Source organism: Furfurilactobacillus milii, assembly GCF_009863985.1.
GTDB lineage: Bacteria > Bacillota > Bacilli > Lactobacillales > Lactobacillaceae > Furfurilactobacillus > Furfurilactobacillus milii_A.
In genome coordinates this window covers 340,017-355,127 of the sequence record NZ_WEZT01000005.1, presented here as the reverse complement: position 1 = coordinate 355,127, position 15,111 = coordinate 340,017, and the positions used below count along the sequence as shown (strand labels likewise).

At 44.0% G+C, this 15,111-nt stretch carries 15 protein-coding genes and 1 tRNA gene; 14 read left to right on the top strand and 2 right to left on the bottom strand.

Annotation, left to right across the window (positions count from 1 at the left end):
• Positions 1 to 6 precede the first annotated feature (6 nt).
• The 5 genes from plsX (at position 7) to ftsY (ending at position 7,445) form a co-directional block, all read left to right on the top strand.
• On the top strand, positions 7 to 1,035 hold the full coding sequence (plsX, locus tag GB992_RS04585; RefSeq protein ID WP_161001411.1) for a phosphate acyltransferase PlsX: 1,029 nt from the start codon (positions 7 to 9) through the stop codon (positions 1,033 to 1,035).
• Between the two features lie 77 nt (positions 1,036 to 1,112).
• Complete coding sequence (acpP, locus tag GB992_RS04580; RefSeq protein WP_161001410.1) at positions 1,113 to 1,364, top strand: acyl carrier protein; 252 nt, start codon at positions 1,113 to 1,115, stop codon at positions 1,362 to 1,364.
• A gap of 90 nt (positions 1,365 to 1,454) precedes the next feature.
• Positions 1,455 to 2,189, top strand: a complete 735-nt coding sequence (gene rnc / locus GB992_RS04575; protein WP_161001409.1) for a ribonuclease III — start codon at positions 1,455 to 1,457, stop codon at positions 2,187 to 2,189.
• An 18-nt stretch (positions 2,190 to 2,207) separates the two neighbouring features.
• Complete coding sequence (gene smc / locus GB992_RS04570; protein ID WP_161001408.1) at positions 2,208 to 5,765, top strand: chromosome segregation protein SMC; 3,558 nt, start codon at positions 2,208 to 2,210, stop codon at positions 5,763 to 5,765.
• A 27-nt stretch (positions 5,766 to 5,792) separates the two neighbouring features.
• Complete coding sequence (gene ftsY, locus GB992_RS04565; RefSeq protein WP_161001407.1) at positions 5,793 to 7,445, top strand: signal recognition particle-docking protein FtsY; 1,653 nt, start codon at positions 5,793 to 5,795, stop codon at positions 7,443 to 7,445.
• Positions 7,446 to 7,532: 87 nt separating this feature from the next.
• On the opposite strand, the gene GB992_RS04560 is transcribed toward ftsY, so the two are convergent.
• Positions 7,533 to 7,606, bottom strand: a tRNA-Arg gene (locus GB992_RS04560).
• 133 nt (positions 7,607 to 7,739) lie between these two features.
• On the opposite strand from GB992_RS04560, the gene GB992_RS04555 reads away from it, so the two are divergent.
• The 8 genes from GB992_RS04555 to GB992_RS04520 all read left to right on the top strand — a co-directional run bounded on the left by GB992_RS04555 (position 7,740) and on the right by GB992_RS04520 (position 14,180).
• On the top strand, positions 7,740 to 8,063 hold the full coding sequence (locus tag GB992_RS04555) for a MazG nucleotide pyrophosphohydrolase domain-containing protein (RefSeq protein WP_161001406.1): 324 nt from the start codon (positions 7,740 to 7,742) through the stop codon (positions 8,061 to 8,063).
• A 92-nt stretch (positions 8,064 to 8,155) separates the two neighbouring features.
• Complete coding sequence (locus tag GB992_RS04550) at positions 8,156 to 8,503, top strand: putative DNA-binding protein (protein WP_017261795.1); 348 nt, start codon at positions 8,156 to 8,158, stop codon at positions 8,501 to 8,503.
• A gap of 38 nt (positions 8,504 to 8,541) precedes the next feature.
• Positions 8,542 to 10,005 carry a signal recognition particle protein gene (ffh, locus tag GB992_RS04545; protein ID WP_161001405.1) on the top strand — a complete coding sequence of 488 codons (1,464 nt, stop codon included), beginning with the start codon at positions 8,542 to 8,544 and terminating at the stop codon, positions 10,003 to 10,005.
• Between the two features lie 397 nt (positions 10,006 to 10,402).
• Positions 10,403 to 11,629, top strand: coding sequence for an NAD(P) transhydrogenase subunit alpha (locus GB992_RS04540; RefSeq protein ID WP_161001404.1), 1,227 nt, complete (start codon positions 10,403 to 10,405; stop codon positions 11,627 to 11,629).
• A 5-nt stretch (positions 11,630 to 11,634) separates the two neighbouring features.
• Positions 11,635 to 11,949, top strand: coding sequence for an NAD(P) transhydrogenase subunit alpha part 2 (locus GB992_RS04535; RefSeq protein ID WP_161001403.1), 315 nt, complete (start codon positions 11,635 to 11,637; stop codon positions 11,947 to 11,949).
• On the top strand, positions 11,946 to 13,364 hold the full coding sequence (locus tag GB992_RS04530; protein WP_161001402.1) for an NAD(P)(+) transhydrogenase (Re/Si-specific) subunit beta: 1,419 nt from the start codon (positions 11,946 to 11,948) through the stop codon (positions 13,362 to 13,364). The genes GB992_RS04535 and GB992_RS04530 overlap by 4 nt, the downstream gene beginning before the upstream one ends.
• Before the next feature lie 200 nt (positions 13,365 to 13,564).
• Positions 13,565 to 13,804, top strand: coding sequence for a hypothetical protein (locus GB992_RS04525; protein WP_161001401.1), 240 nt, complete (start codon positions 13,565 to 13,567; stop codon positions 13,802 to 13,804).
• 175 nt (positions 13,805 to 13,979) lie between these two features.
• Positions 13,980 to 14,180, top strand: a complete 201-nt coding sequence (locus GB992_RS04520) for a cold-shock protein (protein WP_017261801.1) — start codon at positions 13,980 to 13,982, stop codon at positions 14,178 to 14,180.
• Positions 14,181 to 14,294: 114 nt separating this feature from the next.
• Here GB992_RS04520 and GB992_RS11990 read toward each other — a convergent pair whose 3' ends face one another.
• On the bottom strand, positions 14,295 to 14,600 hold the full coding sequence (locus GB992_RS11990; protein WP_431188827.1) for a stage II sporulation protein M: 306 nt from the start codon (positions 14,598 to 14,600) through the stop codon (positions 14,295 to 14,297).
• A gap of 377 nt (positions 14,601 to 14,977) precedes the next feature.
• Between GB992_RS11990 and GB992_RS04510 the strand changes: the two genes are divergently transcribed.
• Positions 14,978 to 15,111, top strand: a 134-nt coding sequence (locus tag GB992_RS04510) for a helix-turn-helix domain-containing protein (RefSeq protein WP_161001531.1), incomplete at its 3' end; no start/stop codon positions are given.

The window sequence follows — 15,111 nt, the reverse complement described above, 5'->3', positions numbered from 1 at the left end:
AGAACTGTGAAAGTTGCTGTAGATGCAATGGGCGGCGATAATGCCCCAGAAGAAATTGTCAATGGTGTTGAGTTGGCTCGGGACAAATATCCTGACATGTCCTTTCAACTATTTGGACCGGAAAAGCAAATTAAAGCGTTGGTTCAAAACGATGATCGTATTACCGTTGTGCCCGCAAATTCCGTCATTGCGATGGAAGATGAGCCGGTGCGCGCGGTGCGGACGAAAAAGGATTCGTCCATCGTGTTAGCCGCAACTGCTGTTAAAGAACATACGGCAGATGCATTCTTCTCTGCTGGCAATACGGGTGCTGTTCTTGCCGCGGGACTGTTTATTATTGGTCGTGTCAAAGGAATTGATCGGCCCGGATTAACGACCACATTGCCAGTTGTCACTGGAGATGCCACTGGTAGTTTCACCATGCTAGACGTTGGTGCCAACGCTGATTATAAAGTTGCTAACCTTGAACAATTTGCTGTGTTAGGCAATTTTTATGGTCAAACCGTGATGGGTATCAAAACACCTCGCGTTGGGTTACTGAACAACGGTACCGAATCTGATAAGGGTGACAAAGCGCATCGTGAGGCATACCAACGATTGTCAGAAATGACAAACATTAATTTTATTGGTAATGTGGAATCTCGCGAATTATTAAATGGCGCGGCTGACGTTGTTGTGACAGATGGTTTTACTGGAAATGCTACGTTAAAGGCCATTGAGGGAACGGCACTGTCCATGATGACGTTGATTCGCTCAAAAATCATGGCTTCTACCAAGGCTAAGATGGGTTATGTACTGAGTCGCAATGCATTTCACCAAGTTGGTCAGGTCATGGATTATTCCAAACATGGTGGGGCAGTGTTGCTCGGTTTGAAAGGTGCAGTAATCAAAACTCATGGTTCTTCGAAAGCAGAAACCGTTCGCAATACAATGGGTCAGATTCATCAGATTATTGCTAGCGGATTAATTCAACAAACAATTGACTATTTTGATACTTCGGCGGACCAAACAAACGCGGATAACACTGAAAAGTAGCTTCGAGAGGTAGACATTTCGCCCCTAAAACGATAGACTAAATGACTGTAAAACACTTATGAGAAACTAGGTTAAACATGACTAAACAGGAAATTTTTGATAAAATCTCTAAAATTATTGAAGACCGGTTTGAAGTTAGCAAGGACAAGATTACTAATGACCTTAACTTTCGAACTGATTTAGATGCTGATTCCATTGATTTCGTTGAATTTATCATGGAACTAGAAGATACTTTTGGCTCCGAAATTTCGGATGATGATGCCGAAAAATTGACGACCATTGGTCAAGTGGTCGATTACATTTATGATCATCAGGAAAAAACTGACTAAGTTTGGTAAAGCCGCCTCACAGGCGGTTTTTTTAAACAGTCAGTTTATGTAAAAATGCATTGTCACAATAGGACTTAAGGAGCGTTCACATTGATTGCAGGACTAGAAGACGAGTTAGCAAAACGATTTGATATTCATTTTCAGCATCCGGAACTACTGGACGAGGCGTTTACACAAGCCAGCTACGTAAATGAACATCCACATCAAAACTTGAAGTTTTATGAGCGAATTGAATTTTTAGGTGATGCGGTGCTTCAATTGACCGTATCAGAGTACATTTATAAGCGGTATCCAGAAATGCCACAAGGTAAGTTGACACGGCTACGTGCGGCAATGGTTCAAGAGGCTAGTTTTGCCAAGTTTGCACTAGAGTGCCATTTTGATCAATACATCCGTTTGGGTCGCGGAGAAGAAAAAGAGGGTGCCCGTCACCGCTCATCATTACTTTGTGATATTTTTGAATCCTTTATTGGCGCATTGTATTTGGACCAAGGCAAAGATGCCGTTGTTGCCTTTATCACAAAGGTTATTTTTCCCAAACTTGATGCAGGCTGGTTCGATCATGCGATTGACTATAAAACGGCATTGCAGGAATGGCTACAACGCGATGGCGATGTCATTATTGATTACGAGCTTAAACGTGAAGATGGCCCCGAAAACGATCGCAACTTTACGATGACCGTTGCTGCAGATCAAAAGATTATTGGTGAAGGCACCGGTAAATCAAAGAAGAATGCAGAACAAGCGGCTGCGTTACAGGCGCTTCAAAGTCTTCGTGGTCAACAAGAAACATTAGTGACGCACGGTAAGGACGAACTCGATTAATTAACGGATGGATGTTGCATGAAATTAAAGGCCTTAGAGATCAGCGGCTTTAAATCGTTTGCTGATAAGACAAAAATTGAATTTATGCCGGGCATGACTGGTATTGTCGGCCCGAACGGAAGCGGTAAAAGTAATATTATTGAAGCCATCCGTTGGGTTTTAGGCGAGCAGTCTGCGCGTGATCTTCGTGGAACCAAAATGACTGACGTGATTTTTGCCGGCGCAGCGAACCGAAAGCCACTTAACCGAGCGGAAGTCTCGATTACGTTTGATAACAGTGATCATTATCTAAAGAGTGATTATGCTGAAGTTCGCGTTACACGGCGTCTTTTTCGTAACGGGGAATCTGAGTATCGGATCAATGGTAATCAGTGTCGGCTTCGTGACGTTGTTAGTTTATTCATGGATACTGGCTTAGGTCGAGAATCATTTTCGATTATTAGTCAGGGGCGTGTTGAAGCCGTTTTTAATAGTAAACCGGAAGACCGCCGCACAATTATCGAAGAAGTAGCCGGTGTCTATAAGTACAAGCAAAATAAGGACAAGGCTGAAAAAGAATTAGGCACGACTCGCGAGTATTTGAACCGGGTCAATGATATTATTGCGGAACTGGAAAGCCAGATGGAACCGTTGGCTGAGCAAAGTGCCATGGCTAAGGACTATCTTGATCAAAAGCACCGGTTTGACGATTTGGATAAATCTAGATTGGTTATTGAAATTCAGGATAATCGACGCGCTAAGCACGAGGTCGATCAGAAAATGACCCAGGCCAAGATGCTTGTGAGTGACTATGAGCAACAAGTAAAAGACCAAACGCAAGCTGTCGCAAAGATGAAACAGCATCAAACAGAATTGCTGAACAAAAAAGATACTTTGCAGAACAAACAGTTAACACTTACGCAGCAAGTTGAGCGGTTAACGGGTCAACGGACTAATGCCAGCACCAAAACAGCCTTTCAACAGCAACAATTGGAAGAAGTAAACCATGCACTAAGCGAAGCAAAGACAAATGCACAAAAAGTGATCGCTGATAACGATACTTTAAAGGCGGCTATTGCTACTCAACAACAGGCCATTGACGAAGCCAGTAGTGTCGTTGCAGGCCTTAAAGATGGCCAAAACAAACAGCAACAAGCAACGTTAGAAAGCAAAATTAGTCAGTTACAAGACTCATACATTGAGCAAATGCAGTCACTGACAACCTTGCACAATGAGTTGCATTATTTGGAACGGGAACATGAGCAAGGCGGTCAGGCCCGCGCCCACCTTTCGGATGAAGCTGGCAAAGCCCGTGCAGAATTGGATCAATTAACGGCCCAGCGTGATCAGTTAGCTGCTCAACTGAGTATTAGTAAATCCAATCAAGACAAAGTACGTGCTAGCTTTAAGGATGCTGGTGATAAGTACCAGGAGCTTACACAAGCCTTTGAAAAAGCACAAAAAAATTGGTACAACGCGTTAGGTGTACAACAACGGGCCAAGGCCCGTGCGGATAGTCTGGCAGCTTTGAATGAGGAACACGCTGGTTTTTATCAAGGTGTTAAGGCGATTTTGAAGCAACGAAACAAGTTTAGTGGCTTAGTCGGTTCAGTGGCGGATCTCATCACCGTACCCAAGGATTTGGTCAAGGCCATTGAAACGGCTTTAGGAGCTCAATTACAGCAATTAGTTGTTCGTGATGAACAGACGGCCCGTGATGCAGTGCATTATTTGACCCAGCAACGAGCCGGGCGAGCAACCTTTCTGCCATTAACGACCATCCATGGCCGTCGACTCTCATCAGCACAGCTGTCAGCAGTTTCATCCACCAACGGGTATGTCGGCTTGGCAGCGGAACTAGTGACGTTTGATCAGTCATTGGAGCCAGTCATTGATCATTTGTTGGGAACCACTGTTGTTGCGACTGATTTAGATGCTGCGATTGCGATTGCGAACATCGCTGGTCATCGCTTTAGAATCGTGACACAAGATGGTCAGGTCATGAATGCCAGTGGTTCGATTACTGGTGGGGCCAATCGAAACGCTCAGGCTGGTTTATTAAGCCAACGCGCTGAACGTGATGAACTGACAGCGGCTATCGCAGAAATGCAGGCCAAATTGGATCAACAAGAACAACATGTTGCTGATTTGCAATCACAAGTCGACGCCATGGCTAGCACGGGGACAGACTTACGAAATCAAATGAACGATGCTGATACTCAGGTTCAGCAGCAATCAGGTCAATTAGAGCTGCTCGGTGACAAAATTAAGGAAGCCAAGCGAAAGCTTTCTGCTAGTCAGTTTGAACGTGACCAACAGGTTCAGGATGCAGCCGATTATGAATCACAGTTGGCAAAGAACAAGTCCAACACAGCTGCAACTGAGCAACAGCTGGCAACAATCAAAGCTCAACGTGAACAAGCACAACGGGACTTGACGAGTTTAACGGCAGACGATGAAACGAAAGCGACTCAGTTACAAGAAAAGATGACTTGGTTGGCGGCTGCTAAAGCCCAATTAGCCGCTAAAGAAGCTGATTACAGGCGGGGCGTGCAATCCTTAAAGGATCTTACTGACCGTCAGCAATCATTATCTGATCGTTTGAAATCGTTGCAAACGAGCCAATCGGTTTCGGGGATGTCAATGAGTGAAGTTGCTGCTCAATTGACCAAATCGCAGGCCGAAGTTAAGCAAGTTGTGAAGCAGTTAGAACAAACAAATGCTGACTTGACGGAATTGAGTGATCAATTAACGACTGGCGATGCCGAGTTAACGAGGATTCAGGGGCTTCAACGCGCATCTCTGAGTGAGATGAATGATTTGAGTGCCCGTCAATCCCGACTGGCAACATTGTTAGATAATGATTTAAATACGTTGAGCGAAACCTATCAATTGAGTTTTGAAGATGCTCAAGCTGGTTTGAATGACCTCGATCCGAATGAGATTAGAAAGCAGTTGAAGCTACTCAAGCGTGGTTTGGATGAAATTGGTGATGTGAATATTGGCGCGATTGACGAATACCAGCGTGTTTCAGAACGTTATGATTTCTTGGCACGCCAACAGTCAGATTTATTGACCAGCCAACAGCAGTTACAGGAAACCATGACAGAAATGGACGGAGAAGTTCAGACGCGATTCAAACAAGCATTTGATGACGTGGCCAAGGCCTTCAGCAAGATTTTCGTTCAGATGTTTGGTGGCGGTAAGGCACAACTAGTTCTGACTGATCCGGAACACTTATTGACGACTGGAATCGACATCATGGCGCAGCCGCCTGGCAAGAAGTTCCAGCGAATGAGCTTGCTTTCAGGCGGTGAGCGAGCCTTGACTGCGATTACACTCTTGTTTGCGATTCTTGACGTGCGGCCCGTTCCGTTTGCAATTCTCGATGAGACAGAAGCGGCCTTGGATGAAGCCAACGTTACGCGGTTTGCTCGCTATCTGCGTGAATTTGCAGGTGATACACAATTCATTGTCATTACACATCGTAAAGGCACAATGGTGAACGCAAACGTGCTGTACGGGGTCACTATGCAGGAATCGGGTGTTTCAAAAATGGTTTCGGTTTCTCTCGATGATGTTGAAGCTGTGTCATAATAAATTTAAATTTGAGAAGGTGAAGAAATGGGACTATTTGATATTTTTCGTCGTCGAAACGCTGAAGAAAATAAAAAAGACTCAGATCAGGCCAGTGAAAATTCTGAAACGGCCTCGCAATCGACGGTCGGTTCAGAATCTGCTCAATCGGCCAATTCTGACTCTGAACGAGTTGAAATAGCAACTTCCATTGTGCCCAGTCAGGATCATGATAGCCAGTCTGATCATGATTCGCAGACACCTTCATCGGCTAACAGCCAACATGGTGTGTCGGATGAGGCGATGGAATCGGCAACAGGAAGCACGGTGGCATCTAGTTCATTAGTAACTGACGAGAGTAACGATGCTTCTGCACAAAAATCAGGCTTAAACGCCGATTTAAACGGAAGCAAAGACCATCAACAATCAACTGCAAGTGTTGCCTCGTTAACGGACAGCCAACCGTCTGAGGCAAAGTCGGCCGTTACTAGTAGTAATGCTACGAGTGGCCTGACGGCGCGGCAATCTGTCGCTAATTCGATAGCGGCGGCTCGTCAATTGGCACATCGGACCGCTTCACTGAGCGCTGATGCTGCTGAAAAAAGCGCATCTGAACAACAAGCATCTGAATTAGCGTCTCAAAGTGAACAGGCCAGTCAGTCAGTTGCGAGTGAGTTTGCTGTCAGTACATCTGTTAGTGCCTCCGAAAATAACGTATCTGAGTCTGAGTCGAGTGAAGCATCTGAGTCAGCGACAGATACGCGAACGGATGCTGAACTTTATGATCAGGGATTAGCCAAGTCGCGTAAGACGCTTGGTGATCGTTTGAATGCGTTCTTAGCTAATTTCCGTTCTGTTGATGAAGATTTCTTTGATGATCTTGAAGAAACGCTGATCGGAGCGGATGTTGGTTTCAATACTGCAGTTCAGATAACCGATGAGCTTCGCGACGAAGTTAAATTGAAAAATGCGAAAAAGCAACAGGATGTTGAAAACGTGATCGTAGAAAAGTTAGTCAACTTATACGATCAGGATGGTGCTGACGAAAACATTGCCGTCAACATGGCTGAAAGTGGACCTACCGTCATCTTCTTCGTTGGTGTCAACGGGGTTGGGAAAACCACAACGGTCGGGAAAATGGCTAACATGTACAAGCAACAAGGTAAAAAAGTTTTGTTGGCTGCGGCCGATACTTTTCGTGCTGGTGCCATTGAACAGTTACAAGTATGGGGACAACGCGATGGCGTTCCCGTAGTGGCGTTACCTGAACGTAGTGACCCAGCCGCAGTTGTTTTTGACGCAGTGCAACGCGCAAAAGATGAACACTTTGATATTTTGATGGTTGATACGGCTGGTCGTTTGCAAAACAAAGTTAATTTGATGAACGAGTTGTCAAAAATGAAGCGTGTGTTAACGCGTGAAATTCCTGAGGCTCCGCATGAGGTCTTACTCGTGCTAGATGCCACAACAGGTCAAAATGCGTTGAACCAAGCAAAGACGTTTGGCGAGATTACAGCCGTTACTGGTATTGTATTGACGAAGCTTGACGGTACTGCTAAAGGTGGTATCGTGTTGGCAATTAGAAATGAAATGCATTTACCCGTTAAATTTGTTGGTCTGGGCGAACAAGTCAACGATCTGCGACCATTTGATGCAAACGAATTCGTTTACGGACTGTTTAAAGGATTGATTAAAGAATAGTCAGGTTTTTAAATTAAGCGTTAATTATAAAAACAATAAAAAAAAGGACTGCCGGCAATGTCGACAATCCTTCTTTTCTTATATCGATGCACGAGGTGGGGTTCGAACCCACAACCCTTGGTTTCGAGGACCAATACGCTATCCAGTTGCGCCACTCGTGCATAACTTGATTACACTACTAATACTAGTGGTTTCGATTGTCTTCGTCAATTGCAATGTTATCAGTGCAAAGGGTAAACTATTTATTGAAAAATATTTTTTGATTTCAAGCGATGATTTACGCGGGGCAATAATATGGAAATTGATACGACAATGCTACAACAGGCAATTATGGCTAATAAGGCAGCTCATAACTGGAACACGACTGATGTGCGGTTTGAACTTTTACAATTGTACAGTGAAACAAGCGAACTATTTGAGGCTACTTTGAAAAAAGATCAGGACAACATTACTGAAGAATTGGCCGATGTTGCAATTTTCCTACTGGGCATTGCTGAGATGGAACACGTCGATTTGGGTGAGGCCATAACAGACAAACTAAAAATTGATCAGCACCGTGGCTATGATGAGCAAGGGCATAAACGGTTGATGCCGGACAAATCGCCCAAAAAGAACTAATTCTTTTGATTGACGTGGCTGCGCAGTGTTCTTTAGTGAGTCAAAATGTTAAACTATTACGGTATCGGGAATAATGAAGGGTGCGTGGAAAGATGGAAATCGCAAAAAATGATCGCATAAATTCATTATTTGAGTTTTATGAACCGTTACTGACGGAAAAACAAAAAGCTTATATTGAACAATATTACGGCGATGATTATTCCCTTGGCGAAATTGCAGAAAACTTTGACGTAAGTCGCCAAGCCGTTTACGACAATATCAAACGAACAGAAAAAATTCTGGAAGGTTACGAGCAAAAATTGCATCTATTTAGTGATTTTCGCAAACGCAATCAGGTGGCTGATGAAATTTCCGTTTATGTACGACGCGCATATCCTAGCGATAAACAGCTAATCCAGTTAGCTGACCGACTTGAAACAACAGAAAGCGATTCTGAATAAGCAATTATTTAGAGTCGCTGACGATGGAGGAATGACACATGGCCTTTGAAGGGCTTACTGAACGATTACAAAATGCAATGAAAACACTGCGTGGTAAGGGCAAGGTCTCTGAAAGTGACCTTCGTGAAACCATGCGGGAAATTCGGCTTGCCTTGTTGGAAGCTGATGTTAATTTTGATGTTGTTAAAACATTTGTTAAAACGGTGCGTGATCGTGCCATGGGTAGTAAAGTGCTGGATGGTTTGAATCCAGCTCAACAAATTGTCAAAATTGTGAACGAAGAACTCACAAAAACGATGGGGTCTGATGCTTCAGAATTAAATAAGTCACCAAAAATTCCAACAATCATTATGATGGTTGGGCTTCAAGGGGCCGGGAAGACTACGACTGCTGGTAAGTTAGCCAATAAGTTGAAGACTGAACAAAACGCTCGACCATTATTCATTGCGGCCGATGTTTACCGTCCCGCCGCGATCGATCAGTTGGAACAAGTTGCTAAACAAATTGATGTCCCAGTCTTCCAATTGGGGACTGATGTTGATCCCGTGGAAATTGTTCGCCAAGGTCTGGCGAAGGCCGAAGCCGATAAAAACGATTACGTGATTATCGATACGGCTGGTCGTTTGCAAATTGATGAACAGCTGATGGATGAACTGGCTAACATTAAAAAGTTAGCTAATCCGACTGAAATTTTGCTGGTTGTCGATGCGATGACCGGTCAAAATGCGGTCAATACGGCGACTGGATTTAATGACAAACTGGATATTACCGGTGTCGTCCTTACCAAGCTGGATGGTGATACGCGTGGTGGTGCTGCACTGTCAATTCGGGCCGTGACTGGCAAGCCAATTAAGTTCGTTGGTGAAGGCGAAAAGATGTCCGATCTGGATACTTTCCATCCAGACCGAATGGCCTCACGAATCTTGGGTATGGGGGATATGCTTACCCTGATTGAAAAGGCTCAACAAGTTTCTGATGAGAAGCAAGCTGCTGATTTGGAACAAAAGATGCGGGAAAATTCGTTTGACTTTAACGATTTTCTCGATCAAATGGACCAGATGAACAAAATGGGTGGCATGGAGAGTATCATGAAAATGATTCCAGGATTGGCTAACAATCCTGCGCTCGCCAATGCCCAAATTGACCCTAAGGATCTTGCCCACATGCGTGCGACAGTGTATTCGATGACGCCACAAGAGCGTGAACATCCCGAGGTGTTAAACCCGAGTCGTCGCCGTCGAATTGCTGCTGGGGCTGGTCGACCTGTTCAAGAAGTCAACCGGATGATTAAGCAGTTTGATCAAATGAAAAAGATGATGAAACAGATGTCTAACGGTAATATGGGTGCGTTGGACCAAATGGTGCCAGGTGGTTTAGGCGGCATGATGGGCAGCGGTTCTGGAATGTCCGGTCGTTTAGGCAAAATGGCGGTTAACCGAATGGTCCGTCAAACAAAGAAGAATAAAAAGAAGCGGCTTAAGAAGAACAAACGCCGTCGCTAATAGAAAATGACTTGTGAATGCCCAATTTTTTGAAGGCCGCAAGTCATTTTTTGTTTGTCCAAAAATCGTGTAAACATTCATTTCAGGATGCTTTAAAAAATTCCGTGTTTTAATTTGAAAGTCAACCATCGGTGATGAAAAAAGTTTTCGACTGGGCGTAGGATAATGTTTTTAATGAAGCAAATATGGTTACGGATTTATCACCCATATTGAATAAACATTTACTATTTCAAGCATTTATTTAATGAAGTTCTAACACTTCTAGTTTAAAAATTTTAAAAGTCGCTAAAATTTTTTTCATGTTTTTCAGCATTGTTTGATATATGACATTGTTTCCGATCAGTGTAAGCGCTATGCTAAATATGTGAAAACACTTTCAAAATTGGAGGGATGTTGAATGGCAATCGTAGTTTCTGCGCTTAAAGAAGCTGATGGCGAGAATCGTGTCGCAATGACACCTGACATCGTTAGTCGGTTAGTTAAGAGCAACTATGAAGTTTTAATTGAACAGGGCGCCGGGGTAAACGCGTTCTACCCAGATGACGCCTACACCAAAGCTGGTGCAAAGGTCGTTAGTCGGGATGAGGCCATTAATCAGGCTAGTATCATTGCCATGATTGACAAGCCAAGCGCCGCAACAATTCAGCAGTTAAAGGCAGGTCAGGCAATTATTGGCTTGTTGGCACCTTTGACTGATCAGGATACGGTGAAGGCACTTGCTGATAAAAAGGTTAGTGCGTTAGCTTTTGAGCTACTGCCACGGACTGTTTCGCGTGCGCAAACAATGGATGTGCTCAGTTCACAATCCAGTGTTGCAGGTTACAAAGCGGCTTTATTGGCGGCAGATCGCTTCTCACGTTACTTCCCAATGATGATTACCGCTGCCGGTACCGCTAAACCGGCTAAAGTACTAGTTTTGGGTACCGGTGTCGCTGGATTGCAGGCCATTGGGACAGCCAAACGTTTGGGTGCAGTTGTATCGGGTTATGATGTCCGTCCGGCCTCACGCGGTGAAGTTGAATCACTGGGGGCCACGTTCTTGACGACATCTGTTTCAGGCGCTGGTGAAGGCGGTTATGCTCGTCAATTAACACCTGAAGAAACGCAACAGCAACAAGATGAATTGGCTGGTTTCATTGCAGAGAATAATGTCATCATTACTACGGCGCAAGTGCCTGGTCGAAAGCCACCATTGTTGGTAACTCAAAAATCCGTTGATGAAGCTAAACCTGGGACGATCTTTGTTGATTTAGCCGCTAGTGAACTTGGCGGTAACGTTGCTGGTTCAAAACCTGCGACGACAGTAACAACCGATGCTGGGGCGCAAATTATTGGTGCTGGTGACATGGCAAGTCAGTTGCCATCCGCTGCTTCCGATATGTTTGCTAAGAACGTTCAAGCGGTCATTACTTACATTACTAAAGATGACCAGTTGACACTGGATGTGGACGATGACGTTATTGGTGAACTATTGGCTACCAAGGATGGCGAAATTATTAGTAACCGTCTGCGTGGGGCAATGAAGTTGCCAGAGCGGAAAGCTGCTGAGGAAACTGTCAGCGCTTCAAGCGAGGCTGCCAAAGATGGTCAATCTACGTCTAAAAATGATTCGAAAGGAGCTTAGCCGTCATGAGTCAGGAATTATATACCAACTTGGCCATCTTTGTGATGAGTCTGTTAGTTGGATTTGAAGTTATGAGTAAGATTCCGTCAACGTTACAAACGCCCATGATGTCTGGGGCAAACGCCATTCACGGGGTTGTTGTCGTCGGTGCATTTGTGATCGCTGCGGAAGCAAACAGTTGGATCTTTTATGTTTTAGCCTTCCTTGGCGCCTTCTTCGCCGCAGTTAACGTGGCTGGCGGTTATACTGTTACAGACCGGATGCTGGGCATGTTTAATCGTCCTAAGAAATCCGCTTCAAAGGAGGATGAGAATAAATGAGTGCGTTAACGACTGTTGCTTCTTTAGTTTATTTGATTTCCGCCGTTTGTTATGTGATTGGTGTGCACTTAATGCGGTCACCGAAAACTGCTCGCCGTGGTAATGGCTTATCTGCAGTTGGGATGTTCTTAGCCGTGATTATGATTGTGATCACGATCATCGCTGAGGGCAAGATTACTGGTACCGGTTGGGTTGTATTGATTCTTGGTCTAGCACTTGGTGTTTGGTACGGGGTTGCCCGTGCACGCAAGGTGCCAATGACGGATGTGCCTCAATTGGTTAGTTTGTTCAACGCCGTTGGTGGTGGTGCTGCCGCTGTAATTGGGATCTTCGACTACGCGGTCAAAGCGGGCGGCACCCACTTGAGCGTTGCCTTTTCACTACCAGTTTTACTAGATGTTATTATTGGTGGAATTACATTCTCTGGTTCGCTGATTGCGACCGGGAAATTATCTGGTCATGTTCCAGGTAAGCCAATTACATTCCCAGGCGCTCGTCTGGTCAATGTGTTAGTTGTCATTGCTATTTTAGTGGCTGCCTGGTTAATGATTGGTTTGCCAACAAATGTTTGGTTCATGGTGCTTGGCTTAATTGCCAGTTTGGTCTTTGGTCTGTTAATGACCTTGCCAATTGGTGGGGCTGATATGCCGGTTGTTGTTTCACTGTTAAATGCCTTTACTGGGTTGGCAGTTGCGTTTGCCGGGTTTGTTATCGATAACCAAGTATTGATCATTGCTGGGGCATTGGTTGGTGCTGCAGGGACGATCTTGACCTTACAGATGGCTGATGCGATGAACCGTTCAGTTGCCAACATCCTTGCCGGTGGTTTCGGTACGGGCGATAGCAACAGCAGTTCTGCTGCCGATGAAACACCCGTTAACGTTAAAGAAACGTCAGCTGACGATATTGGCTTGCAACTCGCTTATGCTAACAATGTCATGATCGTTCCTGGTTACGGGTTGGCTGCTGCTCAAGCGCAACATGAAGTCGCTGAGTTGGCCAAACTGTTGACGGACAATGGCATCAATGTCAATTACGCCATTCACCCAGTTGCTGGGCGGATGCCAGGACATATGAATGTGCTGTTGGCGGATGTTAACGTGCCTTACGACCAGATGAAACAGATGGAAGAAGCAAATTCCATGTTTGAAAACACTGATGTTTCACTTGTTATTGGGGCAAACGATGTTACCAACCCATTGGCTCGCGAAAGTGGTAATGCCATTTCTGGGATGCCGATTCTGGATGTTGATAAGTCGAAGTCCGTGGTTGTTATCAAACGGTCAATGAGCACAGGTTATGCTGGTGTTCAAAACCCACTGTTCTCGATGGATAACACGCAGATGTTCTTCTCCGATGCAAAGAAGGGGCTTGCTGACATCATTGCATCGACTAAAGAGTACATTAACCAGTAAGATGAGTAATTGTTCGTGATGAATAGAAAGACCATTTCGATGGATAAACTTTCATTGAGAGGGTTCTTTTTATTGTCTTCGACAGAATTTGGCGCAGTTCAATATAATGGGTTAACGCTTGTGGTTGAATTCATTAAAAGTTCTTTCAGTTACCAAAATAACTTAAGAGTGTTATGTTGGTGGCGAAGGAAGGCGTTTACATGAGTGAAACAGAGGACTCAACGACTGAACAGTTTAAGGTCAACGAGCACGTGGTATGCAAACGATTCACAGGTTTGCCAAGAAATTTTAAAGGCACAATTGTGAAAGTTTACGATCATGCGTTGCTGTTGAAACTAAACGTAAAGGACTTCACAGCCCGTTATCAATCCACATTAGATGACCTTAACGACAAGGTTGTCATTGCGAAAAAATTAGTCGTACCGACACCGGTTGTATAAGTTTTTGGTGATAAAAGATGTTTATGCTTGCTCTATGGTCTAATTAGGGTTAAAGTATAGTCATTGTATTGATAGTTCGGTAGTAAGTGTACTAGTTCTTTTGAATGACAACCTTTCTCGCCCGGCTTTAGATGCAAAAATTAATTTGCGCAATGCGCATGGAGGTTTCATTCATATGGAACAAGGTACTGTTAAATGGTTTAACGCTGACAAGGGTTACGGCTTTATTACTCGCGAAAACGGTGACGATGTATTCGTTCACTTCTCAGCTATCCAAGGCGACGGCTTCAAGACTTTGGACGAAGGTCAACACGTTTCCTTCGATGTTGAAGACAGCGACCGTGGCCCACAAGCTACAAACGTTAACAAAGACTAATTTTAATAATTAGATTTTAAAGAGCATTCACATTTGTGAATGCTCTTTTTTTGTGTTTGACTTTAGAAATTACGGCTTCACTTGCTTCTCTTGCTAGGGATCGAGTAGCTCATTTTAAAAATAATCCTGTAGTAATACAGGTGTAATGAATGTTTCGATGATAGCTGAGACAACATACAACAAAGGAACAATACTACACATATCAATTAATAATGTTGACCACTGAATCGCTGGTGGACATTGAGTTGGATGACAGAGCTGGTGGATTGACTGCTGAATGTATTTAGTAATCTGAGCCGCAATACAAAATGTTAATATTTGCGCGGTGATTTCAAATATCCCATGAGGCAGAATGCCCAAAAATAAAGTCGCAATTGGTTGAGAACCAACTAGAACTATACCAACAGTTAAGGCATTAATGATGGCAAATAGTCAGTAGCAGGGCAAGGGTAAGAAAGCAACGCTGACACAAAACCATGCAAGGCCATAATTGCGTTCAAAAAGACTGAGAACATTTTGCCAGTTGTTTAAACGGCCACTAGTATTTACGTTAAGGCCGAGTGTAAGACCATCGCGGGCAGACTGACCATCTAAGTGAAAGACATAAAAAATAGTCGGTACAAGCAACCAGATTAACATCATTATGATCGCGAAATAAACAAATTGTGGCCAATACAGTGCCCATCTTTTTTTAAAGGCAAATTCTATAATTAATCCGAACAAAAAAAAAAAAAGGCCCAAAGCAATCTCTTACAATGATAGTAGTTAATCCCAACCAGCTATAAGGAGTGATTACTTTGGGTACTTCTACTTTATCACGTTTTCAACGTGGTGCGCTAGCTCAACTGGTCAGTGAAGGCCATCATACTTACCAAGATATGGCTGACGCCTTAGGCGTTGCCAAATCAACTATTAGCTATGAATTAGATCG

Coding starts and splice junctions, on each gene's coding strand:
- acpP (WP_161001410.1), top strand. CDS start 1,113: ATGACTAAACAGGAAATTTTTGATAAAATCTCTAAAATTATTGAAGAC.
- smc (WP_161001408.1), top strand. CDS start 2,208: ATGAAATTAAAGGCCTTAGAGATCAGCGGCTTTAAATCGTTTGCTGAT.
- ftsY (WP_161001407.1), top strand. CDS start 5,793: ATGGGACTATTTGATATTTTTCGTCGTCGAAACGCTGAAGAAAATAAA.
- GB992_RS04555 (WP_161001406.1), top strand. CDS start 7,740: ATGGAAATTGATACGACAATGCTACAACAGGCAATTATGGCTAATAAG.
- GB992_RS04550 (WP_017261795.1), top strand. CDS start 8,156: ATGGAAATCGCAAAAAATGATCGCATAAATTCATTATTTGAGTTTTAT.
- ffh (WP_161001405.1), top strand. CDS start 8,542: ATGGCCTTTGAAGGGCTTACTGAACGATTACAAAATGCAATGAAAACA.
- GB992_RS04540 (WP_161001404.1), top strand. CDS start 10,403: ATGGCAATCGTAGTTTCTGCGCTTAAAGAAGCTGATGGCGAGAATCGT.
- GB992_RS04535 (WP_161001403.1), top strand. CDS start 11,635: ATGAGTCAGGAATTATATACCAACTTGGCCATCTTTGTGATGAGTCTG.
- GB992_RS04530 (WP_161001402.1), top strand. CDS start 11,946: ATGAGTGCGTTAACGACTGTTGCTTCTTTAGTTTATTTGATTTCCGCC.
- GB992_RS04525 (WP_161001401.1), top strand. CDS start 13,565: ATGAGTGAAACAGAGGACTCAACGACTGAACAGTTTAAGGTCAACGAG.
- GB992_RS04520 (WP_017261801.1), top strand. CDS start 13,980: ATGGAACAAGGTACTGTTAAATGGTTTAACGCTGACAAGGGTTACGGC.